The sequence below is a fragment of the Akkermansia muciniphila genome, from assembly GCF_002884975.1.
Classification (GTDB): Bacteria; Verrucomicrobiota; Verrucomicrobiia; order Verrucomicrobiales; family Akkermansiaceae; genus Akkermansia; species Akkermansia muciniphila_C.
This window is the reverse complement of sequence record NZ_PJKB01000002.1, coordinates 689,109-710,467: the sequence shown is the minus strand read 5'-3', so window position 1 is coordinate 710,467 and position 21,359 is coordinate 689,109. Positions and strand designations below refer to the sequence as shown.

General features: G+C 58.3%; 13 protein-coding genes. 12 read left to right on the top strand and 1 reads right to left on the bottom strand.

Going from position 1 to position 21,359, the window contains the following annotated elements:
- Nucleotides 1-13 precede the first annotated feature (13 nt).
- The 4 genes from rpoB (at nt 14) to CXU21_RS09080 (ending at nt 10,420) form a co-directional block, all read left to right on the top strand.
- Nucleotides 14-3,952 carry a DNA-directed RNA polymerase subunit beta gene (rpoB, locus tag CXU21_RS09095; protein WP_102715171.1) on the top strand — a complete coding sequence of 1,313 codons (3,939 nt, stop codon included), beginning with the start codon at nt 14-16 and terminating at the stop codon, nt 3,950-3,952.
- A gap of 74 nt (nt 3,953-4,026) precedes the next feature.
- A complete protein-coding gene (rpoC, locus tag CXU21_RS09090; RefSeq protein WP_102725801.1) occupies nt 4,027-8,223 on the top strand; it encodes a DNA-directed RNA polymerase subunit beta' in 4,197 nt (1,398 codons plus the stop codon).
- Between the two features lie 757 nt (nt 8,224-8,980).
- A complete protein-coding gene (locus CXU21_RS09085) occupies nt 8,981-9,688 on the top strand; it encodes a PEP-CTERM sorting domain-containing protein (RefSeq protein WP_102725800.1) in 708 nt (235 codons plus the stop codon).
- A gap of 96 nt (nt 9,689-9,784) precedes the next feature.
- Complete coding sequence (locus CXU21_RS09080) at nt 9,785-10,420, top strand: GyrI-like domain-containing protein (protein ID WP_102725799.1); 636 nt, start codon at nt 9,785-9,787, stop codon at nt 10,418-10,420.
- 19 nt (nt 10,421-10,439) lie between these two features.
- Here the strand turns inward: CXU21_RS09080 and CXU21_RS09075 are convergent, their stop codons facing one another.
- On the bottom strand, nt 10,440-10,643 hold the full coding sequence (locus CXU21_RS09075) for a hypothetical protein (RefSeq protein ID WP_102715161.1): 204 nt from the start codon (nt 10,641-10,643) through the stop codon (nt 10,440-10,442).
- 259 nt (nt 10,644-10,902) lie between these two features.
- Here CXU21_RS09075 and lepA point away from each other — a divergent pair, with 259 nt between their 5' ends.
- The 8 genes from lepA (at nt 10,903) to CXU21_RS09035 (ending at nt 21,339) form a co-directional block, all read left to right on the top strand.
- A complete protein-coding gene (gene lepA / locus CXU21_RS09070; RefSeq protein WP_102715159.1) occupies nt 10,903-12,702 on the top strand; it encodes a translation elongation factor 4 in 1,800 nt (599 codons plus the stop codon).
- Nucleotides 12,703-12,799: 97 nt separating this feature from the next.
- A complete protein-coding gene (locus CXU21_RS09065; RefSeq protein ID WP_102715157.1) occupies nt 12,800-13,774 on the top strand; it encodes a thioredoxin family protein in 975 nt (324 codons plus the stop codon).
- Between the two features lie 378 nt (nt 13,775-14,152).
- Nucleotides 14,153-15,901: a sulfatase family protein gene (locus CXU21_RS09060; protein WP_257997383.1), complete on the top strand. Its 1,749-nt coding sequence runs from the start codon at nt 14,153-14,155 to the stop codon at nt 15,899-15,901.
- Between the two features lie 99 nt (nt 15,902-16,000).
- Nucleotides 16,001-17,557 carry a beta-N-acetylhexosaminidase gene (locus tag CXU21_RS09055; RefSeq protein ID WP_102725798.1) on the top strand — a complete coding sequence of 519 codons (1,557 nt, stop codon included), beginning with the start codon at nt 16,001-16,003 and terminating at the stop codon, nt 17,555-17,557.
- 122 nt (nt 17,558-17,679) lie between these two features.
- The gene (cysS, locus tag CXU21_RS09050; RefSeq protein WP_102725797.1) at nt 17,680-19,095 is read left to right on the top strand and encodes a cysteine--tRNA ligase; all 1,416 of its coding nucleotides are present in this window, start codon (nt 17,680-17,682) and stop codon (nt 19,093-19,095) included.
- 5 nt (nt 19,096-19,100) lie between these two features.
- The gene (locus CXU21_RS09045; RefSeq protein ID WP_180972499.1) at nt 19,101-19,445 is read left to right on the top strand and encodes a cupin domain-containing protein; all 345 of its coding nucleotides are present in this window, start codon (nt 19,101-19,103) and stop codon (nt 19,443-19,445) included.
- Nucleotides 19,442-20,377, top strand: a complete 936-nt coding sequence (locus tag CXU21_RS09040) for a DMT family transporter (RefSeq protein ID WP_102715149.1) — start codon at nt 19,442-19,444, stop codon at nt 20,375-20,377. Before CXU21_RS09045 ends, CXU21_RS09040 begins: the two co-directional genes overlap by 4 nt.
- Before the next feature lie 311 nt (nt 20,378-20,688).
- The gene (locus tag CXU21_RS09035) at nt 20,689-21,339 is read left to right on the top strand and encodes a PEP-CTERM sorting domain-containing protein (RefSeq protein WP_102715147.1); all 651 of its coding nucleotides are present in this window, start codon (nt 20,689-20,691) and stop codon (nt 21,337-21,339) included.
- The last annotated feature ends 20 nt before the right edge of the window (nt 21,340-21,359 follow it).

The window sequence follows — 21,359 nt, the reverse complement described above, 5'->3', positions numbered from 1 at the left end:
GCCACAGCAGCCCATGTCAAAGCGACTCTACTTCGGGAATATCAAGGAAGTCATCGAACCTCCGAACCTTATTGAGATTCAACTTCAATCATACTTCGATTTTCTACAACAGGACACACCGGCCGCGGCCAGGAAAAACATCGGGTTACACGGCGTTCTGAAGGAAATCTTTCCTATCAAGAGCTATGACGAAAACATTGAGCTCGACTTCGTCTCCTACGACATCGAACAGCCGAAGATGAGCGATTACGAGGCTATCCGCGCCGGGGAAACCTACAGCGCCGCCCTCCAGGTCACCTTCAAGCTCAAGTCTGACAACGAATCCAAGGAAGAAACGGTCTACATGGGTGAACTCCCCATGATGACCAATCGCGGCACCTTTGTCATCAATGGCGCCGAACGCGTTATCGTGTCCCAGCTCCACCGTTCCCCGGGCATCTGCTTTGAAAGCGCCCAGCACCTGAACGGCAAGCTCCTCCACTCCTTCCGCATCATTCCGGACCGCGGCTCCTGGCTGGAAGTCCAGTTTGACACCAACGACCTCCTCTACGTCTACCTTGACCGCCGCCGCCGCCGCCGCAAGTTCCTTGCGACGACGTTCATGCGTTATCTGGGCTTCAAGACGGACCGCGACATCGTCAGCCAGTTCTATGACATCCGCACGCTTCCCCTGAGCGAAGACATGACGGAGGAAGACCTGCACAACCTCGTGGCCGTGGACACCATCAAGGACAAGGACCTGGTCCTCGCCAAGGCGTTTGAACAGCTCAATATGGGCGTGGTGCGCCAGCTCCTCCAGTTCGGCATCAAGGAAATCGACGTCATTGACCAGACTGAAGACGATGTGCTGATCAAGACCCTGAAGAAGGACCCCGCCCATGACGAGGAATCCGCCCTCAAGGAAATCTACAAGCGCCTCCGTCCCGGCGATCCCGCCACGGCCGCCCAGGCCCGCACCCTGCTCAAGAGGCTCTTTGACGATCCCAAGAAGTACGACCTCACCCGCGTGGGCCGCTACAAGATCAACCAGAAGCTTGGGCTGGACACCAGCCTGGACCAGCGCCTGATGACCGCGGACGACTTCCTGGCCGCTCTCAAGTATCTCCTGCGCCTCAAGAAAGGTGAAGGCATGGTGGACGACATTGACCACCTGGGCAGCCGCCGCGTGCGCGCCGTGGGTGAACTCATGGCCAACCAGTGCCGCGTGGGTCTCGCCCGCACGGAACGCCTGGTGAAGGAACGCATGACCCTCATTGACCAGAACATTGAAGGCGTCACGCCCAGCAAGCTCATCAACCCGAAGGCCCTCAGCGCCGTCGTGCGCGACTTCTTCGGCCGCTCCCAGCTCTCCCAGTTCATGGACCAGATCAATCCCCTTGCGGAACTGACGCACAAGCGCCGCCTTTCCGCCCTGGGGCCCGGCGGCCTGAACCGTGACCGCGCCGGCTTCGAAGTCCGAGACGTGCATCCCTCCCACTATGGCCGCATCTGCCCGATTGAGACCCCTGAAGGTCCCAACATCGGTCTGATCAACTCCATGTGCACCTACGCCCGCATCAATGAATTCGGATTCATTGAAACGCCCTACCGCAAGGTGGAAAACGGCCGGGTCACCAACACCATCGAATACGTCACCGCCGACCAGGAGGAAGGCTACCTTATCGCCCAGGCCAACAACCCCCTGGACGAACAGGGCAACTTCACCACCTCCCGCGTGACCGCCCGTGAAAAGGGCGAGTTCATTGAAGTGGACCCCGCCGACGTGCACTACATGGACGTGTCTCCCAAGCAGCTCGTCTCCATCGCCGCAGGCCTTATTCCCTTCCTGGAACATGATGACGCCAACCGCGCCCTCATGGGTTCCAACATGCAGCGCCAGGGCGTGCCTCTCATGGTGGCGGAATCCCCGTACGTGGGGACCGGCATTGAAGGCAAGTGCGCCAGGGACTCCCGTTCCGTCGTTCTGGCGGAAGCGGACGGCGTGGTAGCCGCCGCCTCGGCGGAAGTCATCATCACGACGAAAGACGGGGAACTGCCCGTGCGTCCGGAAGTGTTCCTGTCCGACCCGGACAGCGTGCGCACGGACCGCGACAATGGCGTTTACGTCTATCCCCTGCGCAAGTTCATGCGTTCCAACGCCGGAACCTGCATCAACCAGCGTCCGATCGTACGCCGCGGCGAGAAGATCAAGACCGGTGACGTGCTGGCCGACGGCCCGAACACGGACCAGGGCGAACTGGCCCTTGGCCGCAACGTGCTGGTGGCATATATGCCGTGGAACGGCTATAACTTCGAAGACGCCATCGTCATCTCTGAAAAGACCGTGAAGGAAGACACCTTCACCTCCATCCACATCTCCGAGTTTGAAGTGCAGGCCCGCGATACCAAGCTGGGCCCGGAAGAAATCACCCGCGACATTCCGAACGCCGGTGACGAAGCCCTGAAGAACCTGGACCATGACGGCGTCATCCGCATCGGCGCGGAAGTGAAGCCCGGCGACATCCTCGTGGGCAAGATCACTCCCAAGTCTGAAACGGAACTGGCTCCGGAGGAACGCCTCCTGCGCGCCATCTTCGGTGAAAAGGCTGCGGAAGTGAAAGACACCTCCCTGCGTGTCCCTTCCGGCTGCACCGGCATCGTGATGGACGTGCGCATCTCTTCCACGGGCTCCGGCCACCACCGCGGCGACCTCGTGGTGGACAGCGCGGAAAAGAAGAAGCAGTTCAAGAAGATCAATGACGAGCACAAGAAGAAGAAGGAACAGCTCATTGACCAGCTGACCAAGAAGCTCTCCGACATTCTTCTGGGTGAAAAAATCCCGCTGGACGTGGTCAACGAACAGACCGGTGAAATCATCATCCCCGCCAACCGCAAGATCACCAAGACCCTGCTGCGCAAGCTGGCCCTGGTTCACGACCACATCGAAATCGAACCGAGCCCGATCCGCAACAAGATACTGGAAATCATCACCTCCTTTGAAGGCCGCTTCACGGAACTGGATGACGAACGCGAACACAGGCTGGACCAGATGGAATCCGGTGACGAATCCGAACCCGGCGGACTGAAGGAAGTCAAGGTGTACATCGCCGCCAAGCGCAAGCTCGGCGTGGGTGACAAGATGGCCGGGCGCCACGGCAACAAGGGCGTGGTAGCCAAGATCGTTCCGGAACAGGACATGCCCTTCCTTGCGGACGGCACTCCGGTGGACATCGTTCTGAACCCCCTGGGCGTGCCTTCCCGAATGAACGTGGGGCAGGTTCTTGAAGCCCACCTCGGCATCGCTGCCAGGGCCCTCGGCTTCAAGGTGGCCACTCCGGTGTTCGACGGCATCAGTGAAGACGCCATCTGGAACTACATGTCCGAAGCCAAGCAGGTGGACGGCTTCACCTGGATCGGCGACGGCAAGGACGGCACCGTGGGCGGCAAGAGCACCCTCTATGACGGCCTGACCGGTGAACCCTTCCACAACCCGGTGGTGGTAGGCCAGACCTACATGCTCAAGCTGAACCACCTGGTGGCGGACAAGATCCACGCCCGCGCCGTGGGTCCGTACAGCCTGGTCACGCAGCAGCCCCTGGGCGGCAAGGCCCAGTACGGCGGCCAGCGTTTCGGGGAAATGGAAGTGTGGGCGCTGGAAGCCTATGGCGCCGCCTACACCCTCCAGGAACTCCTCACTGTGAAGTCTGACGACGTGCAGGGCCGCACCCGCATTTACGAATCCATCGTGAAGGGTGACAATACCCTGGAAGCCGGAACTCCGGAATCCTTCAACGTTCTGATGAAGGAAATGCAGTCCCTGGGCCTGAACGTGCGCCCCGGCAGCAAGGATGAACAACCCTCCCTGCAGCTCGGCGATACGGACCTCACCCCCGTGGACGGCATGACGGAAGGCTTCGACAGCGACGACATGGCCGGACTGGCGGACGTCGACTTCTCCGACCTCAAATTCTAAACATCCACCGTATTCCACTCCCGTGCCGCAAAACGCGGGAGTGGGCATCAAACATTCTTCAAAACTTTTATTATATGTCTGATACCCCCACCATCAGGGAAATGCACGGCCTGAGCGACAAACCGCGGACCTTTGACCAGGTTGCCATCACCGTGGCGGACCCGGATACCATCCGCAGCTGGTCCTTCGGTGAAGTCGTTAACCCGGAAACCATCAACTACCGCACGTTCAAGCCGGAAAAAGGCGGCTTGTTCTGTGAACGCATCTTCGGGCCCACCCGTGACATGGAATGCGCCTGCGGCAAGTACAAGCGCATCAAGCACAAGGGCATCACCTGCGACCGCTGCGGCGTGGAAGTAACCAACGCGCGCGTGCGCCGTGAACGCATGGGCCACATTGAACTGGCCGTTCCGGTCTCCCACATCTGGTTTTACAAGTGCATGCCCAGCCGCATCGGCCTCATGCTTGACATGACCGCCCGCCATCTGGAACGCGTGATCTACTATGAAGACTACATCGTGGTGGATCCCGGCAGCACTCCCCTGGAAAAGGGAGCCATCCTGACGGAAGAAGAATTCCGCAATGCGGAAGACGAATACGGCTATGACAGCTTTGAAGCCGGCATGGGCGCGGAAGCCATCCAGAAGATGCTTTCCTCCATTGACCTGGCCTCCCTCGTCACGGACCTGCAGGAACAGCTGGACAACACCAACTCCAAGCAGAACAAGCGCAAGATCGCCAAGCGTCTGAAGCTGGCCCAAGGCTTCCTTCAGTCCAACACGCGCCCGGAATGGATGATCCTGAACGTGCTGCCCGTGATTCCCCCGGACCTGCGCCCGCTGGTTCCGCTGGAAGGCGGCCGCTTCGCCACGTCTGACCTGAATGACCTGTACCGCCGCGTCATCAACCGCAACAACCGTCTGAAGACCCTCCTGAGCCTCAAAACCCCGGAAGTCATCATCCGCAATGAAAAGCGCATGCTCCAGGAAGCCGTGGACGCCCTGTTCGACAACGGCCGCCATGGCCGCGCCGTTACGGGTGCCGGCAACCGCCCCCTCAAGTCCCTTTCCGACATGCTGAAGGGCAAGGGAGGCCGTTTCCGCCAGAACCTGCTCGGCAAGCGCGTGGACTACTCCGGCCGTTCCGTTATCGTGATTGGCCCGGAACTGAAGCTCAACCAGTGCGGCCTTCCCAAGAAGATGGCCCTCATCCTGTTTGAACCCTTCATCATCCACCGCCTGAAGGAGCTGGGCTACGTGCACACCGTGCGCTCCGCCAAGAAGCTCATTGACCGCAAGACGCCGGAAGTGTGGGACATTCTGGAAGAAGTCACCAAGGGCCACCCGGTAATGCTTAACCGCGCCCCCACCCTGCACCGCCTCTCCATCCAGGCCTTTGAACCGGTCCTGATTGAAGGCTCCGCCATCCGCCTGCACCCGCTCGTCTGTAACGCGTACAACGCGGACTTCGACGGTGACCAGATGGCCGTGCACGTGCCGCTGTCCGTGGAAGCCCAGATGGAAGCCCGTCAGCTCATGCTGGCTCCCAACAATATCTTCTCCCCGGCCTCCGGCAAACCCATCGCCACGCCTACGCAGGATATTATTCTGGGAGCGTACTTCCTGACGCATACCCGTGCCGCGGAAGTGCAGAACAACCAGGACAATCATCATCACCTCCCCCTCTTCGAATCCATTGATGAAGTGGAATACGCCATTGCCGCCCGCAAGATCGGCTACCATGACTGGATCCGCCTGCACAACCCGGACTACGGCAAGAAGCCTTCCGAAGTGGTGTACGGGGATGTGACCAAGAAAGTCCTCGTCACCACCGCCGGACGCGTTCGCTTCAATGAAATCTGGCCCCGGGAGCTCGGTTACATCAACCGCAACGTGGGCAAGAAGCAGATGGGCGACATCATCTGGCGCTGCTACCAGACCGTGGGCAAGGAACGCACCGTGAAGACCCTGGATTCCCTGAAAAACCTGGGCTTCAAGGAAGCTACCCGTTCCGGCTGCTCCATCGGCATTGTGGACATGGTCGTTCCGTCCCAGAAGAAGACGGAGATCGAGAAGGCGTATGCGGAACTGGACAAGGTGACCCGCCAATACAAGAACGGTATCATCACGGACGGTGAACGCTACCAGAAGGTGGTGGACATCTGGACCCAGACCACGGACGTGATCCAGGCGGCCCTGTACCGCAAGCTGGAACACAACGAAGGCTCCAAGATGGCCAGCCCGCTCTTCATGATGGTGGACTCCGGCGCCCGAGGCAACAAGGCGCAGATCAAGCAGCTCTCCGGCATGCGCGGTCTGATGGCCAAGCCCAGCGGTGAAATTATTGAACAGCCCATTACGGCCAACTTCCGTGAAGGCCTGTCCGTGCTGGAATACTTCATCTCCACCCACGGCGCCCGCAAGGGCCTGGCTGACACCGCCTTGAAGACAGCTGACTCCGGCTACATGACCCGCAAGCTGGTAGACGTGGCCCAGGACGTCATCGTCCACGCGGAAGACTGCGGCACCAGCAACGGCATCACCGTTCATGCCATCTATGACGGTGATGAAGAAGTGGCGTCCCTGGCCTCCCGCATCTACGGCCGCACCTCCTGCGAACGCATCGTTGACCCCGTCAACGGTGAAATCATCGTGGACATCAACGACCTCATTAATGAAAAGCAGGCGGAACAACTGGAAAAGATCGGCATTGAACAGCTGAAAATCCGTTCCGTGCTCACCTGTGAACTCAAGAAGGGCTGCTGCGCCAAGTGCTACGGCCTGAACTTGGCCACCGGCCAGGAAGTGAAGATCGGGGAAGCGGTCGGCATCATTGCCGCCCAGTCCATCGGTGAACCCGGCACGCAGCTCACCATGCGTACGTTCCACGTGGGCGGTACCGCCACCACGGCGTTCAAGCAGCCCATCGTGAAAGCGAAGAACGACGGCCGCGTCATCTACACGGAAGACCTCCGCACGGTAGAAAACGCAGACGGCAACTTCGTTGTACTGAACAAGAACTGCTCCGTCCGCATTGAAAACGAACAGGGCCGTGAACTGGAATCCTACCAGCCCGTCATCGGCACCATCCTGTACGTGCCCAACGGCGGCTCCATCAAGAAGGATGAAACCCTTGCCACCTGGGACCCGTACAACGTGCCCGTTATTGCAGAAAAGGGCGGCGTGGTCGAATTCAAGGACATGATCGTCGGCATCACCGTCTCCAAGGAAACGGACCGTGAAACCGGCACCTCCTCCCTCGTCGTGATGGAACACAAGCAGGAACTTCACCCCCAGGTCGTCATCCGTGACGCCAAGACCCGTGAAGTTCTGGCCCACCACGCCATTCCCGCAGGCGCCAACCTCACCGTGGAAGACGGAGAAACCATCTCCGCCGGCACGATGGTGGCCAAGACGCCCCGCAAGGTGGCCAAGACGAAGGACATCACCGGCGGTCTGCCCCGCGTGGCGGAACTGTTTGAAGCCCGCAAGCCCAAGGACGCCTGCACCATTGCACGCGTGGAAGGCATCGTGCGCCTCAGCAGCAAGAACACCTCCCGCGGCAAAAAGGTCATCACCATTGAAACCCCCACAGGTGAACTGGTGGATCACCTGGTGCCGATGAACAAGCACGTCATCGTTCACGAAGACGACCATGTGCATCTGGGTGACCAGCTTACGGAAGGCCCCGTCTCTCCGGAAGAAATCCTGGACGTCTGCGGCAAGGAAAGCCTTCAGGAACACCTCGTCAACGAAGTTCAGGAAGTCTATCGCCTCCAGGGTGTGGAAATCAATGACAAGCACGTGGAAATCATCGTGCGCCAGATGCTCCGCAAGGTAGTCATCACGGAACCCGGCAACACCGAATTCCTGTGGGGCGACCAGGTGGACAAGACCACCTTCGACCGCATCAACGAACAGACCGTAGCCCAGGGCGGCCAGCCTGCCGCCGCCAAGCCCGTTCTGCTCGGCATCACGAAGGCCTCCCTGGAAACGGAATCCTTCATCTCCGCCGCATCCTTCCAGGATACCACGCGCGTGCTGACGGAAGCTTCCACCCTCGGCAAGACCGACATGCTGGAAGGCTTCAAGGAAAACGTCATTATGGGCCATCTCATCCCTGCCGGTACCGGGTTCCCCCTGTACAGCAAGATTGAAGTGGAACCCGCGGAAGGCGCTGAAGAAATCGCGCTGGACGGGGAAGATGAGGAAGCGGCTGAGTTTGCCGAAGACGTATTGAACGATACCATCAACTTCGACAACGAGCGTTAAGCCGTTCCCGGCAAAACACCTCAACCTGCGGGGCCTTCTGGATGAAGGCCCCGCATTTTTTATGCCAGGAGCAAGGGAAGCCTGAATGGGCTTCAAAAACTGGCGTCCCTTCCTTCCAGCTTCGTCCGGAGCATCTCCCCCGGATCAATAAACGTTCCGTTTTCCGCCATTTCAAGCCCCGGCAGGGGATGGGAAACCGCAACTCTCCACGTTCCGCCCTGCCTGGCGGGGAACACGGGATTCCGGCCATTCTCTCTATAACCGTTGGAAGGAAACACCCCGCCCGGAACTCACCGCCAAATCTGATAAGAGCCCTCCTTTTTTAGAAAAATTGCAGTTGCCGGGAAATGGATAAAGATGCAAGATTTTCACATAGAACACCTTGCATCTCTATCCAGTCAAAAACAAGGTCTCCACCGGATTAGCAATCCGTTATGAATGAAAAACGGAGCATGGATTTCCATCCTTCCAAGGAGCGCCGCAGGCCCCTCCGGCATCTGAAATACAGACGTTCGTCAGGATGCACTGGCTTTCAGGGAATAAAGTAAGTTTCCGTTCAACTTCATGTCTGGCTGCCGCAGAAGCCAGCGGCGCTCCCTGGGAGAGTCTGGCGATTACGGAAAGTCTCCTTTCACCGGGAAATGCCTTTTGATAATTACAACATTGTTCAACACAAATTCCTTGTTCTTAGAATTAGAACTTGACTCCGGATTGCTAATCCGTAACTGTAAACACCGTTTAACACCATCAAAAGGATATGAAGAAAACACTCTGCACCATTTTCCTCGGACTGGCGGGATTGGCAACTACAGCTTTTGCGGCCACGGTTGAGCTGATGCCCGGCATCGAAAGCATCACGGGCCAGGGCTACAACACAGCCGGACGTTTAACCGGAAACGGAATTACAGAAGCCGATGTCAAGGGCTGGCTGGGAAACGCCTCCCGGACCGACGGATGGTACACCACCACCGGAAATGCCGACTTGAAATGGGGGAAAGCTTCCGTCAATACAGAGACCCAGTCCATCATCCTGCCCAACATGAACGGAACCAAAGGCGTCTGTGCAGGCCTGAAAATGACCATTGACAATATGCAGGCCTATGACGGACTGACCTTCAGCTTCAGCCTTACGCCTCCCGGCACCGGCCCCACCTTCACGTATTCCCTGTGGTATGAAACCATGACCGGAGACGTTGTGGAGCTTTGCAAGGGTTCCAGAGGCAACAACGGTTCCGTATGGAATGTTTCCTATGACCTGACGGACGAGCAGATGTCCGCTCTCAAGGCGAACGGAAACGGCAAGGTTTATGCCGTTCTGGGCAGTGTGGGAGGCAATGACGGAAACAACGCCGTTGTTACGGACATCTCCCTGGAAGGCACGCTGGCTGTCGTTCCGGAACCGGCTACGGCTTCCCTGGGATTGCTGGGGCTGGCTGCGCTGATGATGCGCCGCCGCAGGGCCTGACACATTCTTCACTCTTCTTAAAAAGGCTGTTCCTCCCCCGGAAGGAACAGCCTTTTTATTCGTGCACGTTTCCCCCTTTCCTGATAGCCTGCACCCATGTCTCCTCTGGATTTTAAAAAAGAAGAAAAGCGCTTCTACCTTCCCCCTTCACACCCCGTGTTGGCGAACGTTCCTGAAATGAACTTTTTCATGGTGGAGGGAGAGGGGGACCCCAATGATCCGGCAGGAGCTTACCAGCACGCCGTGGAATTGCTGTACGCCTTGTCCTATGCCGTGCGCATGGGAGGCAAAAAAAGGACTTTTCCCATTCCGGATTACCATGAATACGTCGTTCCCCCTCTGGAAAGCCTGTGGTGGAGCTGCGGTTCCACCGCGCCTGCCTGCAAAAAGGATTTCCGGTGGGTATCCATGATCCGCCAGCCCGGATTTGTAACGCAGGAGACCCTGTCTTATGCGCAGGAGCAGGTCGCCAGGAAAAAACCTCACCTGAATACGGAAGCCGCCCGCCTGGACTCCCTGCGGGAAGGCCTCTGCGTGCAATGCCTGCATACGGGCCCCTATGACGACGAACCAGCCACGCTGGCCCGCATGCACGCCTTCATGGAAGAGGCGGAGCTCCTTCCGGATATGGAAGGTTCACGCACCCACCATGAAATTTACCTTTCCGATCCCCGGAAAACGTCTCCGGACCGCCTGAAAACGGTTCTTCGCCTTCCGGTAAAGAGGCGTTAAGCCCATGCTCCGGACAATCTCATTCGTTGTCCATGAAGTACGCCTGCAGAATGCAGATGATATGCAGGACAATCGGAACAAGGGCGAAGATGAACCAGTACAGGAGGCCGTATGCCGCGCCCACCACCAGGAACCAGATGATGGCCTGGACAAAGTGGCCCTTGTACAACTGGCCAAGGCCGGGAACGAATAGACTTAAAATGGCTGCTAAAAAGGATTTCATATGCTGACAAAGTAAAAGTGGCTGCACGGAGAGGAACTCGCGTGCCTGCACCAGTTGAGAGCCCTACCTCCCCCTTCACGTTCAATCTCCCGGTTCCGCTCTTGTCATGAATGACGGTTTTTCCGGAACGGATGGAACCGGCGCGGCACGGTCTGCCGACAAGGAACGGCGGGCAGTCATGCTCCGGTCTTGACCGCCGCATGGGCTGTGTTACCCTCCCCGCGCACAGGGCACTCACGTTAGAAGGGTAGAGACCACCATGTCCATTGAACTGACTCGCAATTTCTCCATCATCGCTCACATTGACCACGGAAAGACCACCCTTTCCGACCGGCTACTGGAAAAGACAAATACCATTTCCGAACGGGAAAAGCAGGATCAGCTTCTGGATGCCATGGACCTGGAACGGGAAAAGGGCATTACCATCAAGTCCCACCCCGTCACCATCTTTTACAAGGCCAAGGACGGAAAAACCTACAAGCTCAACCTGCTGGACACGCCCGGCCACGTGGACTTCTCCTATGAAGTGTCCCGTTCCCTGGCCGCGTGTGAAGGCGCCCTTCTCATTGTGGACGCCGCCCAGGGCGTGGAGGCCCAGACGCTCGCCAACATGCACCTGGCGATGGACCTGAATCTGTCCATCATCCCCGTCATCAACAAGATCGACCTTCCCAGCGCCAATCTTCCCAACGTGTACCGCCAGCTGGAGGACATTGTCTGCATCCCCCATGAGGAAGCCATCCATGCTTCCGCCAAAATGGGCATCGGCATTGACGACATTCTGGAGGCCGTCGTCCAGCGCATCCCCCCCCCCAAGACGCAGGAAGACGGTCTCCTGCGCGCCCTGGTATTCGACTCCGTTTATGACGCCTACCGCGGCGTGGTTTCTTATGTGCGCGTCATTTCCGGCAGCGTGCAGCGCGGCATGAAGGTCAAGCTCTTCGCCACGGATGAAGTGTATGAAGTGAAGGAAGTGGGCATCTTCACCCCCAAGATGACCCGGACGGACTCCCTGGAAGCCGGCGACGTGGGCTACATCATCGCCAACATGAAATCCGCGGCGGACGTCAAGATTGGCGACACCTATACGGACTACATGCGCCCGTGCCCCTCCCCCCTGCCCGGCTTCAAGGAAATCCGCCCCATGGTCTTCTCCGGCATTTATCCGGTGGACTCCTCGGACTTTGAAGCCCTGAAGGCCGCCATGGCCAAGCTTCAGATCAATGACGCCGCCTTTTCCTTCCAGGCGGAATCCTCCGTAGCCCTGGGCTTCGGGTTCCGCTGCGGCTTCCTGGGCCTGCTCCACATGGAAATCATCCAGGAGCGCCTGCGCCGGGAATTCAACATGGACATCATTTCCACCTACCCCTCCGTGATTTACGAGGTCACCAAAACCAACGGGGAGGAAATCAGCGTGGACAACCCCAGCCTGCTCCCGGAACAGCAGGAAATTCAGGAAATCCGGGAACCCATTGTCAAGGTGTTCGTCATGCTCCCCGGAGAATACATCGGAGACATCATGCAGCTGGTCCTGGAAAAACGCGGCAGCGTGACCAACACGGAAACGATTGACGACACGCGCGTGATGCTCACCTGTACCGTGCCTCTGGCGGAAATTCTGGTGGATTTCAACGACAAGCTCAAATCCATGACCCGCGGCTACGGTTCCATGGACTATGAATATGCAGGCTACCAGGCGGCCAAACTCATCAAGATGGATATGCTCATTGCCGGGGAACCGGTGGACGCCTTCTCCATGATCGTCCACCAGGACAAGGCAGCCTCCCGCGGCCGCGAACTGGCGGAACGCCTGAAAAACGTCATCCCCCGCCAGCTCTTCACCGTAGCCATCCAGGCTTGCATTGGCGGCAAGATCATTGCCCGTGAAAGCATCTCCCCCATGCGCAAGGACGTGACGGCCAAATGCTACGGCGGTGACGTCACCCGCAAGCGCAAGCTTCTGGAAAAGCAGAAGGAAGGCAAGAAGCGCATGAAGGCCATCGGAAAAATCAACATCCCGCAGGAAGCCTTTATCAAGGTGCTGAAAACGGGAGATTGATTTCGGCGCCACACGCCCCTTCCTTCTGCGGAAAGAAGGGCCGGAGACTGCAAATTCCCGGTTGCGAACCGCTCCCGGTTATGCTATCAGATCGGGCATGAGTCTGCTCAGGCTATCCATGCTTCTGTTTGTCTCCGCCGCCCTGTGCTCCTGCGTGGGAACCTCTCCGGAATCAGGAAAACCGAAGGTGAAAAAAAGCCTTTCGGAATACATGCAGGACAATATGGCCAACTCCATCGCCAACGTTCCAACCGGATTGATGGGCACCACGCCGGGCCAGCAGCAGGCCCACCAGCTCACTGCCTCCACACAGGAGGAAATGACCAGGGCGGACAGCGGCGCCGTCTACTATACGGATGCGCATGACCCGGAAGCCCCCATCCCCGGACTGGATGAAGCCTTCGCCCAGCGCAAGGAAAACGAACGCTGGATCCAGAGCTACCCTTCCGCTCTCCGGGAAGCCCAGAGCACCGGAAAACCCATTCTGATCTGGTTCCATCATTCCACAGGCAGCCCTCCCAGCCGGAAGTTGGCGGCGGAACTTCTCCATACGAAGGAATTTGAAGACTGGGCGAAAAGCAACGTCGTCCGGGTCTGTTACGACCAGGCGGAAAAGTTTGAAAACGAACCCATTTTCAAAAAGCGCAGGAAAATGCTGGAGTACGTGCAAAAGGCCCCCTCCCTGTTCGGCGTAAGGGGCACGCCCGTGCTGCTGGTGATGTCTCCGGACGGAACCAAGGTGGACACCATACGCGGTTATTATACGGGCCAAAACGCCCTTTACTTTGACCAGATTAAAAACAGCGTCAAACTGGCCGGGCAGCAGTATGAGGAATTCAAGAAGACGCTCATACCCAAGGGATACCGCGTCTGGACGGGGCTCAACGGGAACACGGTCTTCGCCAAGCTCTCACGCTACTCGGAGAAAGACCATGCCCTCTGGCTCCAGGAACTGGACGGCCACCAGAGCAGGACGTCCCTGCAAAAAATCAGCCCCCAGGACAGGAAATGGCTTCTGGAACAGAAAAAAGCGCATGAAAACAACAGAAGGAACGGGCGCCACGCTCCCTGAGACGCCTGACCTTCGGCCCCACTGCCCTTTTCCCACCCGTAAAGGAATGCCGTAACCTGGGAATTCCTGCATTCCGGCCACGCTATCAGGCATCCAGGCGGGCCCTTCCGTCAGGTGGAATTCGCCCTCATGCCCTGTATTCGGGCTAGGCCGTACCTCTTCCTGCCGCTCCATTGGCAGGGAGCTCTTTTCCCGCTCCCCGGCATTACTCCTATTTTTGTATTGAAATATAAAACTGATGTTTTATTTTTCCTAAAACTCTCTTTTGTCAGTTTTTTCTTTCGGGGATGTGGTCTTTTTCCACACTGGCATCAATGTTCTTCCGGACAAATCCTGCCGCCCCTGTTCAACCATTCACCTGTTTAATTCATAATTCCAATGATGAACCGCCATGCCGTCACCGCATTGATGCTCGCGGCCTGTTCCCTGCCAGCTTCCGCGGACCAGCCGCAGAAGCAGGCGCCGGACCAGCGCCCCAATATCCTGGTTATTGTTACTGATGACCACTCCTACCAGACTCTGGGCACCTGTGACAAGGATTCCCCCATGCCGTATCCGAACTTCCGCAAACTGGCGGATGAAGGCATGGTCTTTGACCGCAGCTACTGCGCCAATTCCCTCTGCGGCCCCTCCCGCGCCTGCATCTACACGGGGCGCCATTCCCACATGAACGGCTACCTTTTCAATGAACACGCGGCTCCTTTTGACGGTTCCCAGCCAACCTTCCCCAAGATGCTCCAGAAGGCCGGGTACCAGACTGCCATTGTAGGCAAATGGCACTTGGAAGCTATTCCGCCGGACGCCAAGGGAGACACGTCCAAATATGAATCCAACCCCACCGGATTCGACTACTGGGAAATCTTCCCAGGCCAGGGCAACTATTTCAATCCGGATTTCATCACCCCCGGCAAAGACGGCAAGCGCGTGGTGAAGACGGAACCCGGCTATGCCACGGAGCTGGTCACGCAGAAAAGCCTCAAATGGCTGGAACAGCGGGACAAGGACAAGCCCTTCATGCTCGTCGTGGGCCACAAGGCTCCGCACCGCTGCTGGTGCCCCTCCATCCAGAACCTGGGCCGCGCCAAGCAGTACGCGGATGCCATTGACCCGCCCGCCAATCTGGAAGATGACTTTGCGGACCGCCCGGAATTCCTGAAAATGACGGAACAGACGCTGCTCAACCACTTCAACGTCTGGTCTGACGAACACCTGATCAAGGACGTGGTGCCGGAAGACATCCAGAAAATGCTCTCCTGCCCGGAATCCAAGACCCTGCATACCAAGTATGACTGGGAAATGCCGGAATGGGTTCGCATGGACCCGCAGCAGAAGGAAGCCTGGTACAACTACCACAAGGCCCGCACCGTCCAGCTCGTGAAGGACATTCGGAGCGGAAAAATCAAGACGCAGAGGGACATCCTGCTGCGCCGCTGGCGCCATTACATGGAAGACTACCTGGGAACCGTGCTCTCCGTGGATGAAAGCATCGGCCAGATCATGGACTACCTGAAGCAGAACGGCCTGGACAAGAACACGCTGGTTCTCTACTGCGGGGACCAGGGCTTCTACATGGGGGAACACGGCCTGTATGACAAACGCTGGATTTTTGAGGAATCCTTCCGCATGCCCCTTATCATGAAATGGCCCGGCCACATCAAGCCCGGCGTGCGCTCCGCCGCGATGGTGCAGGAACTGGACTACGCCCCCACCTTCTGTGAAGTGGCCGGAGCCGCCACCCCGGAAAACATGAATACCTTCCAGGGCCGCAGCCTTGCTCCGTTGTTCAAGACGGGGGAACACAAGGAATTCACGGACCGTCCCCTTTATTACGCCTTTTATGAAAACCCGGGGGAACACAATGCCCCGCGCCATGACGGCCTGCGGACGGACCGCTATACCCTGTCCTACCTCTGGACCAGTGACGAATGGATGCTCTTTGACAACCAGAAGGATCCGGCCCAAATGCACAACGTAGCCGGCAAGCCGGAATATGCGGCAACCTTGAAGGAACTCAAGGAACTGTACGGCAAACTCCGCAAGGATTGCCAGGTGCCGGAAGGCTTTCCCGGCGCCACGGGCAAGCTCTCCGTCAAACCGCAATGGGATTGCGCCCCCGCCAAAAACTGAAAACACACCATGAATCCGCCCTCCGGCGCGTAACGCCGGAGGGCGGTAAAAGAAAACATCCTCATCCTAAACAATAATCAACACCACATCCCCCATTATATGAAAGCGCTTTTATTAGCGGCAGCGTTCCTCAGCTCCCTCTGCTGGGCCGGGACCAACCCCTACAATATCATTCCGGAACCCGTCAAGGTAACTACGGCCTCCGGCACCACCAAGAACCTCAAAATCCTGAACGAGCAAAAAGTTTCCGGCCTGGGTAATGAAGGCTACTCCATGAAGCTCACGCCCGGCGGCGTGGAGCTCCGCTACACCACCCCCAACGGAAAAGCCATGGCCATGGCAACCCTGTTCCAGCTTCAGGACCAGCTCGCGGACTCCCCGGAAGGGCTCCCCTGCGGCTCCATCCAGGACGCTCCGGACTTCGGCTGGCGCGGCATGATGGTGGACGTGGGCCGCTACCACTACCCCATGAAGGAGCTTTACAACTTTGTGGACGCCATGCACTACTACAAGTACAACGTCCTGCACCTCCACCTGACGGAAGACCAAGGCTGGCGCCTCCCCGTGCCGGGCTACGACAAGCTCCGCACCATCGGCTCCGTGCGCCCCTCCGCTCCGGAAGGCCAGAACAACTCCCTGCTGGCCAATGAAGGCATGTACAGCAAGAAAGAACTCCAGGACCTGGTGGCCTACTGCAAGGCGCGCGGCATCCAGGTGCTCCCGGAAGTGGAAATGCCGGGCCACAACATGGCGCTGGCGGCCTCCTACCCCGAATTCTGCTGCAATACCAAGCGGGCCCAGTTATGGACGCACGGAGGCGTTTCCTCCAAGCTGATCTGCCCACAGAAAGCGGGCACCAAGAAATTCCTCAAGGACACCTATGACACCCTCCAGCAGATTTTCCCCTTCGGGTACGTCCACATCGGCGGTGACGAATGCCCCATGGGCGACTGGAAAAAATGCGCGGACTGCCAGGCCGCCCGCGCCAAAAAGGGCCAGGGGGACGACGTGGAAGCCCAGATGAGCGATTTCACCAAGAGCCTGGGCGCCATGCTTGCCAAGAATAAGAAAAAGCCCATCCTGTGGTACGACATCAACAAGAGCTACTACCACAAGGGAGAAACCGTCATGTCCTGGCTGCCGGGGGAATTCCCCCGCTGCATTGACAAGACGAAGGAACAGGGCATCGACCTCATCGTCACCCCCCAGTACAAGTATTACCTGGCCCGCACCCAGATGAAATTCCCGGCGGACGACGTGCGCGCCCGGCCCGGCGGCGGCCCCATCCTGCTGAAAGACTGCTATAACTTCGACCCCCGCAACGGGCGTGACAAGAACGACGTCAAGCACATCAAGGGCATCAACCTCTGCATGTGGGCGGAATGGATTCCCTCCGGGGAACTGCTGATGTACATGACCTATCCGCGCGCCATGGCCGTATCTGAAAGCGCCTGGGGCAGCCACAAGGAACGCCCCAGCCTGGAGGACTTTGAAAAGAAAATGGAAACCCACAAAAAGCGGTTCCAGAAGCGCTTCGGCTACACCCTGGAACGCACGGTGGAAAACAAGCCCTACCGGGAATCCTCCATCACCCAGGAAGAAATAGACCGCATTAACGCGAACTATAAGAAGGGCCAGCAGGACGCGGGCAAATAACCTTTCCTGAACCTTCAGCACCATCCGATTCTTTCAGGGCCGGGGACGCGGGCAGCCGCCAGTCCCCGGCCCTCTTTTTCCCGCTTGACCGGACGGCTCTCTTCCCTTCTAATCGTGCCGCCATGTTACACCTTTACGATACCCGCACCAGAACGGCACAGGACGTTTCCCCCATGGATGGAAAAAGGCTGCGTTTCTACTGCTGCGGCCCCACGGTGTACGGCCCGGCCCACATCGGCAACTTCCGCACCTTTGTCATGCAGGACATTTTCCGCCGCGTCGTGGAGCTGGGCGGAACCCCCACCATGCACGTCCGCAACCTGACGGATGTGGATGACAAGACCATCCGTGATTCCCAAAAGGCCGGCGTCACCCTGGCGGAATTCACCGCCGGCTGGACGGACCGGTTCCACCAGGACTGCACGGCCCTCAACTGCCTTCCCCCGCATGAGGAACCCTCCGCGGTAAGCCACATTCCGGAACAGATTCAAATGGTGCAGGCGCTGGTGGAAAAGGGCCACGCCTATGTCTCGGATGACGGTTCCGTCTACTTCAGAATTTCCTCTTTCCCGGAATACGGGAAACTCTCCCACCTGGATGAACGCGAACTGGACCTGGGCAAAACCGCGAACGCCCGGTCCAACGCGGACGAATATGAAAAGGACTCCGTGGCGGACTTCGTCCTGTGGAAAAGCCGCCGTCCGGAAGACGGGGACAACTTCTGGCCCTCCCCGTGGGGGGAAGGCCGCCCCGGCTGGCACCTGGAATGCTCCGCCATGATTCACAAATACTTCGGCAATGACTTTGATCTTCACTCCGGCGGCGTGGACCTGGTGTTCCCTCACCATGAAAACGAGGTGGCGCAGTCCCGCTGCGCCTGCGGCGGAGGTTTCGCGCGGCTGTGGTTCCACATCACGCACCTGCTGGTAAACGGCGGCAAGATGTCCAAATCCCTGGGCAATATGTACACGCTGGCGGACCTGGACAAACTGGGCCACAAGCCGTCAGCCGTCAGGTACGTGCTGGCGGGCGGCTACTACCGCCGGCCGCTAAACTTTACCCTCTCCTCCCTGGATGACGCCAAAGCCGCTCTGAACCGCCTGTCCAAATTCGACGCGCAACTCCGCAGCGCTTCCGGAACGGACTCCGTTCCATCCTATCAGGAATTCTGCACGGCCCCCCCGGAACCAGGCATCTTCCAGCCCGCGTGGGACAGCCTGAACGATGACCTGAACACTCCGGAGGCCCTGGGCCACGTCTTCAGCGCCATTAAAAAAGCGGACATTTCCTCCCTGGCCCCGGAGGAGGCGCGCCGCATGCGGAATGCCTTCCACTTCATCCTGGCCGCCTTCGGCATCCTTCTGCCGGAAGAGGAACAGGAGGAAGCCCCGGAAAAAGTGCGTTCCCTGGCGGAACAGCGCTGGCAGGCCAAGCAGGACCGGGACTGGGCGGAAGCCGACCGCCTGCGGGCGGAAGTGACGGAACTGGGATGGACCATCAAGGACCGCAAGGACGGGTACGACCTGGCGCGCAACTGACCTGCATGGACGCTTTTTCCCCTATCCCCAATCATGCCGGCTTCACGGCCAGGCCCCTGTTTGCGGAAGCGCAGGGAATCCTGAAGAAAGGAGCCTTCGCCAAAATGGAACCCGGCGGAGGCGGCCCCCTCTCCCCGCACCGCCACGCGCACGCCCATCTGTTCATCGTCACCCGGGGAACGGTCACCGTCCTGATGGAGGAGGAGGAAAGAACAGTCCGTGAGCATGAATCCCTGCTCGTGCCCGGCGGCGTCCTCCACGCCGTCTGGAACAGGAGCCCGGAACCGGCGGAAATCGTAGGCCTGGCACTGGAAGCCTCCTGCACTCCCCCCATCCCGTCAAACCAATGAACTCCCGCCAGCGCACCCTGGGCCATGCCGCCGCCCTCATAACCATCCTGATCTGGGGAACCACCTTCGTCTCCACCAAGGTGCTTCTCCGGGACTTTACGCCTGTCACAGTGCTCTTTACCCGGTTTGTCATCGGGTACGCTTTCCTTTGGTGCCTGAGGCCGCGGCTGCTTCCGCTCTCCGGGTGGAAAAAGGAACTCCTGTTCGCCGGGGCGGGCCTTACGGGCGTTACCCTGTACTTCCTGCTGGAAAACATCGCCCTCACGTACACTTTCGCTTCCAACGTGGGCATCATCGTGGCCGTAGTTCCCTTTTTCACAGCCCTTCTGGCCCACTTCCTGCTGAAAGGAGAAGGTTTCTCCCGGCGCTTCTTCCTGGGTTTCGCCGCTGCCTTTACGGGCATCTTCCTCATCATGGCGAACGGAGCCTTTGTGCTGGAGCTGAACCCGGTGGGGGATGTGCTGGCCCTGGGAGCGGCCTTCGTCTGGGCGGTGTATTCCATCCTGATGAAAAAAATCGGCGTCAACACGTCCAACATGATCATCTGCACGCGGCGTATCTTCTTTTACGGTATTGTGCTGATGATTCCGGCCCTGTTCGTCCTTCCGGTGAACATGGACTGGCATCTGATGGTGAAGCCCGTCAATGCGCTCAACCTGCTCTACCTGGGCCTCTTCGCCTCCGCCCTGTGTTTCCTGTCCTGGAACCGCGTGGTGGAAATCCTGGGAGCTGTCAAATCCAGCGTTTACATCTACATGGTTCCCGTCGTGGCCGTGGTGGCTTCCTCCATCATCCTGGGAGAACGCCTGACCTGGATTTCCCTGACGGGCATTCTGCTGACCCTCTGCGGCGTCATGATTTCCGAGTACAGGAAAAAAACGCGGAAAAGCGCAAAAGCCAAGGAAGAAAAGGCCATCCTGCAAAAAAGCTGATTCCGCCCACTCCCGGATAGGACGTTCCCAGTATTGCAGAATTTCCCATTCCGGGCGCACGATGCCCCGTTTCAGCCAAACATTCATTCTGTTACACCATGGCAAGGTTCCCGTTACCGGATTAGATATCCGCAGACAACAAAATTTTTTAAGAAAAAACGAGTTTCACCGCAGGCAAAGAGGGAGAATCAGAAATACGGCCAAGATGCAATGAAGTTCCGTTTTCATGAATCCTTGATAATGTGTTCCTTCCTTTACTCCCATTTTCCTTTTCCCATTTACCGGATATCTAATCCGCTAATATAAAATGCATGAAAAAGCTCCTTTCCATCTCAGCTTTTTTAGTATGCATTTCCGGGGTACAGGCAGCGACTACCCTGTATGAAACCCGGTTTCACCAAACCTCCATCAATGTGGATAGTGATTTTCTGGACGGCGCTTCCGTTACGCTCTCCAATCCCTCCACATCCCTTTCCGGCAACCTGGCTGCGGACCTCCTGGTTCCCAATGCCCAGATGCAGAATAACAACGCCGGATGGACCGTCACCTTTTCCTTCACGGCCGCGCAGGACATCACCCTCTCTTCCCTTAACCTGGGCTTCCAATTCGTCACCGGAACCGGCGCACGCCATGGCAATACGGACTCCAAGACTGGAACCGCTACCGTTACGCTAACCGCCGGAGATTCTTCCGCCACGGCTGACCTGAGTTTCGAGCGCGTCCAGGCCGACAAGGACGGCACGCCGACAGCGGATATCCAGCAAGCTTCCTTCAATACCCCGGTCACCGTCAAGGCGGGAGAAACCTTCACCCTTACCGTGAACGCCAAGGCTCCCAATACCGGAGGCACCTTCCTGGGGCTTTCCCAATTGGGCCTGCAAGGGGACGTGGTGCCGGAACCGGCAGCAGCTTCCCTCAGCCTGCTCGGTCTGGCCGCCCTGCTTCTGCGCCGCCGGGCATAGCCGCAGGCATCACTTCATCT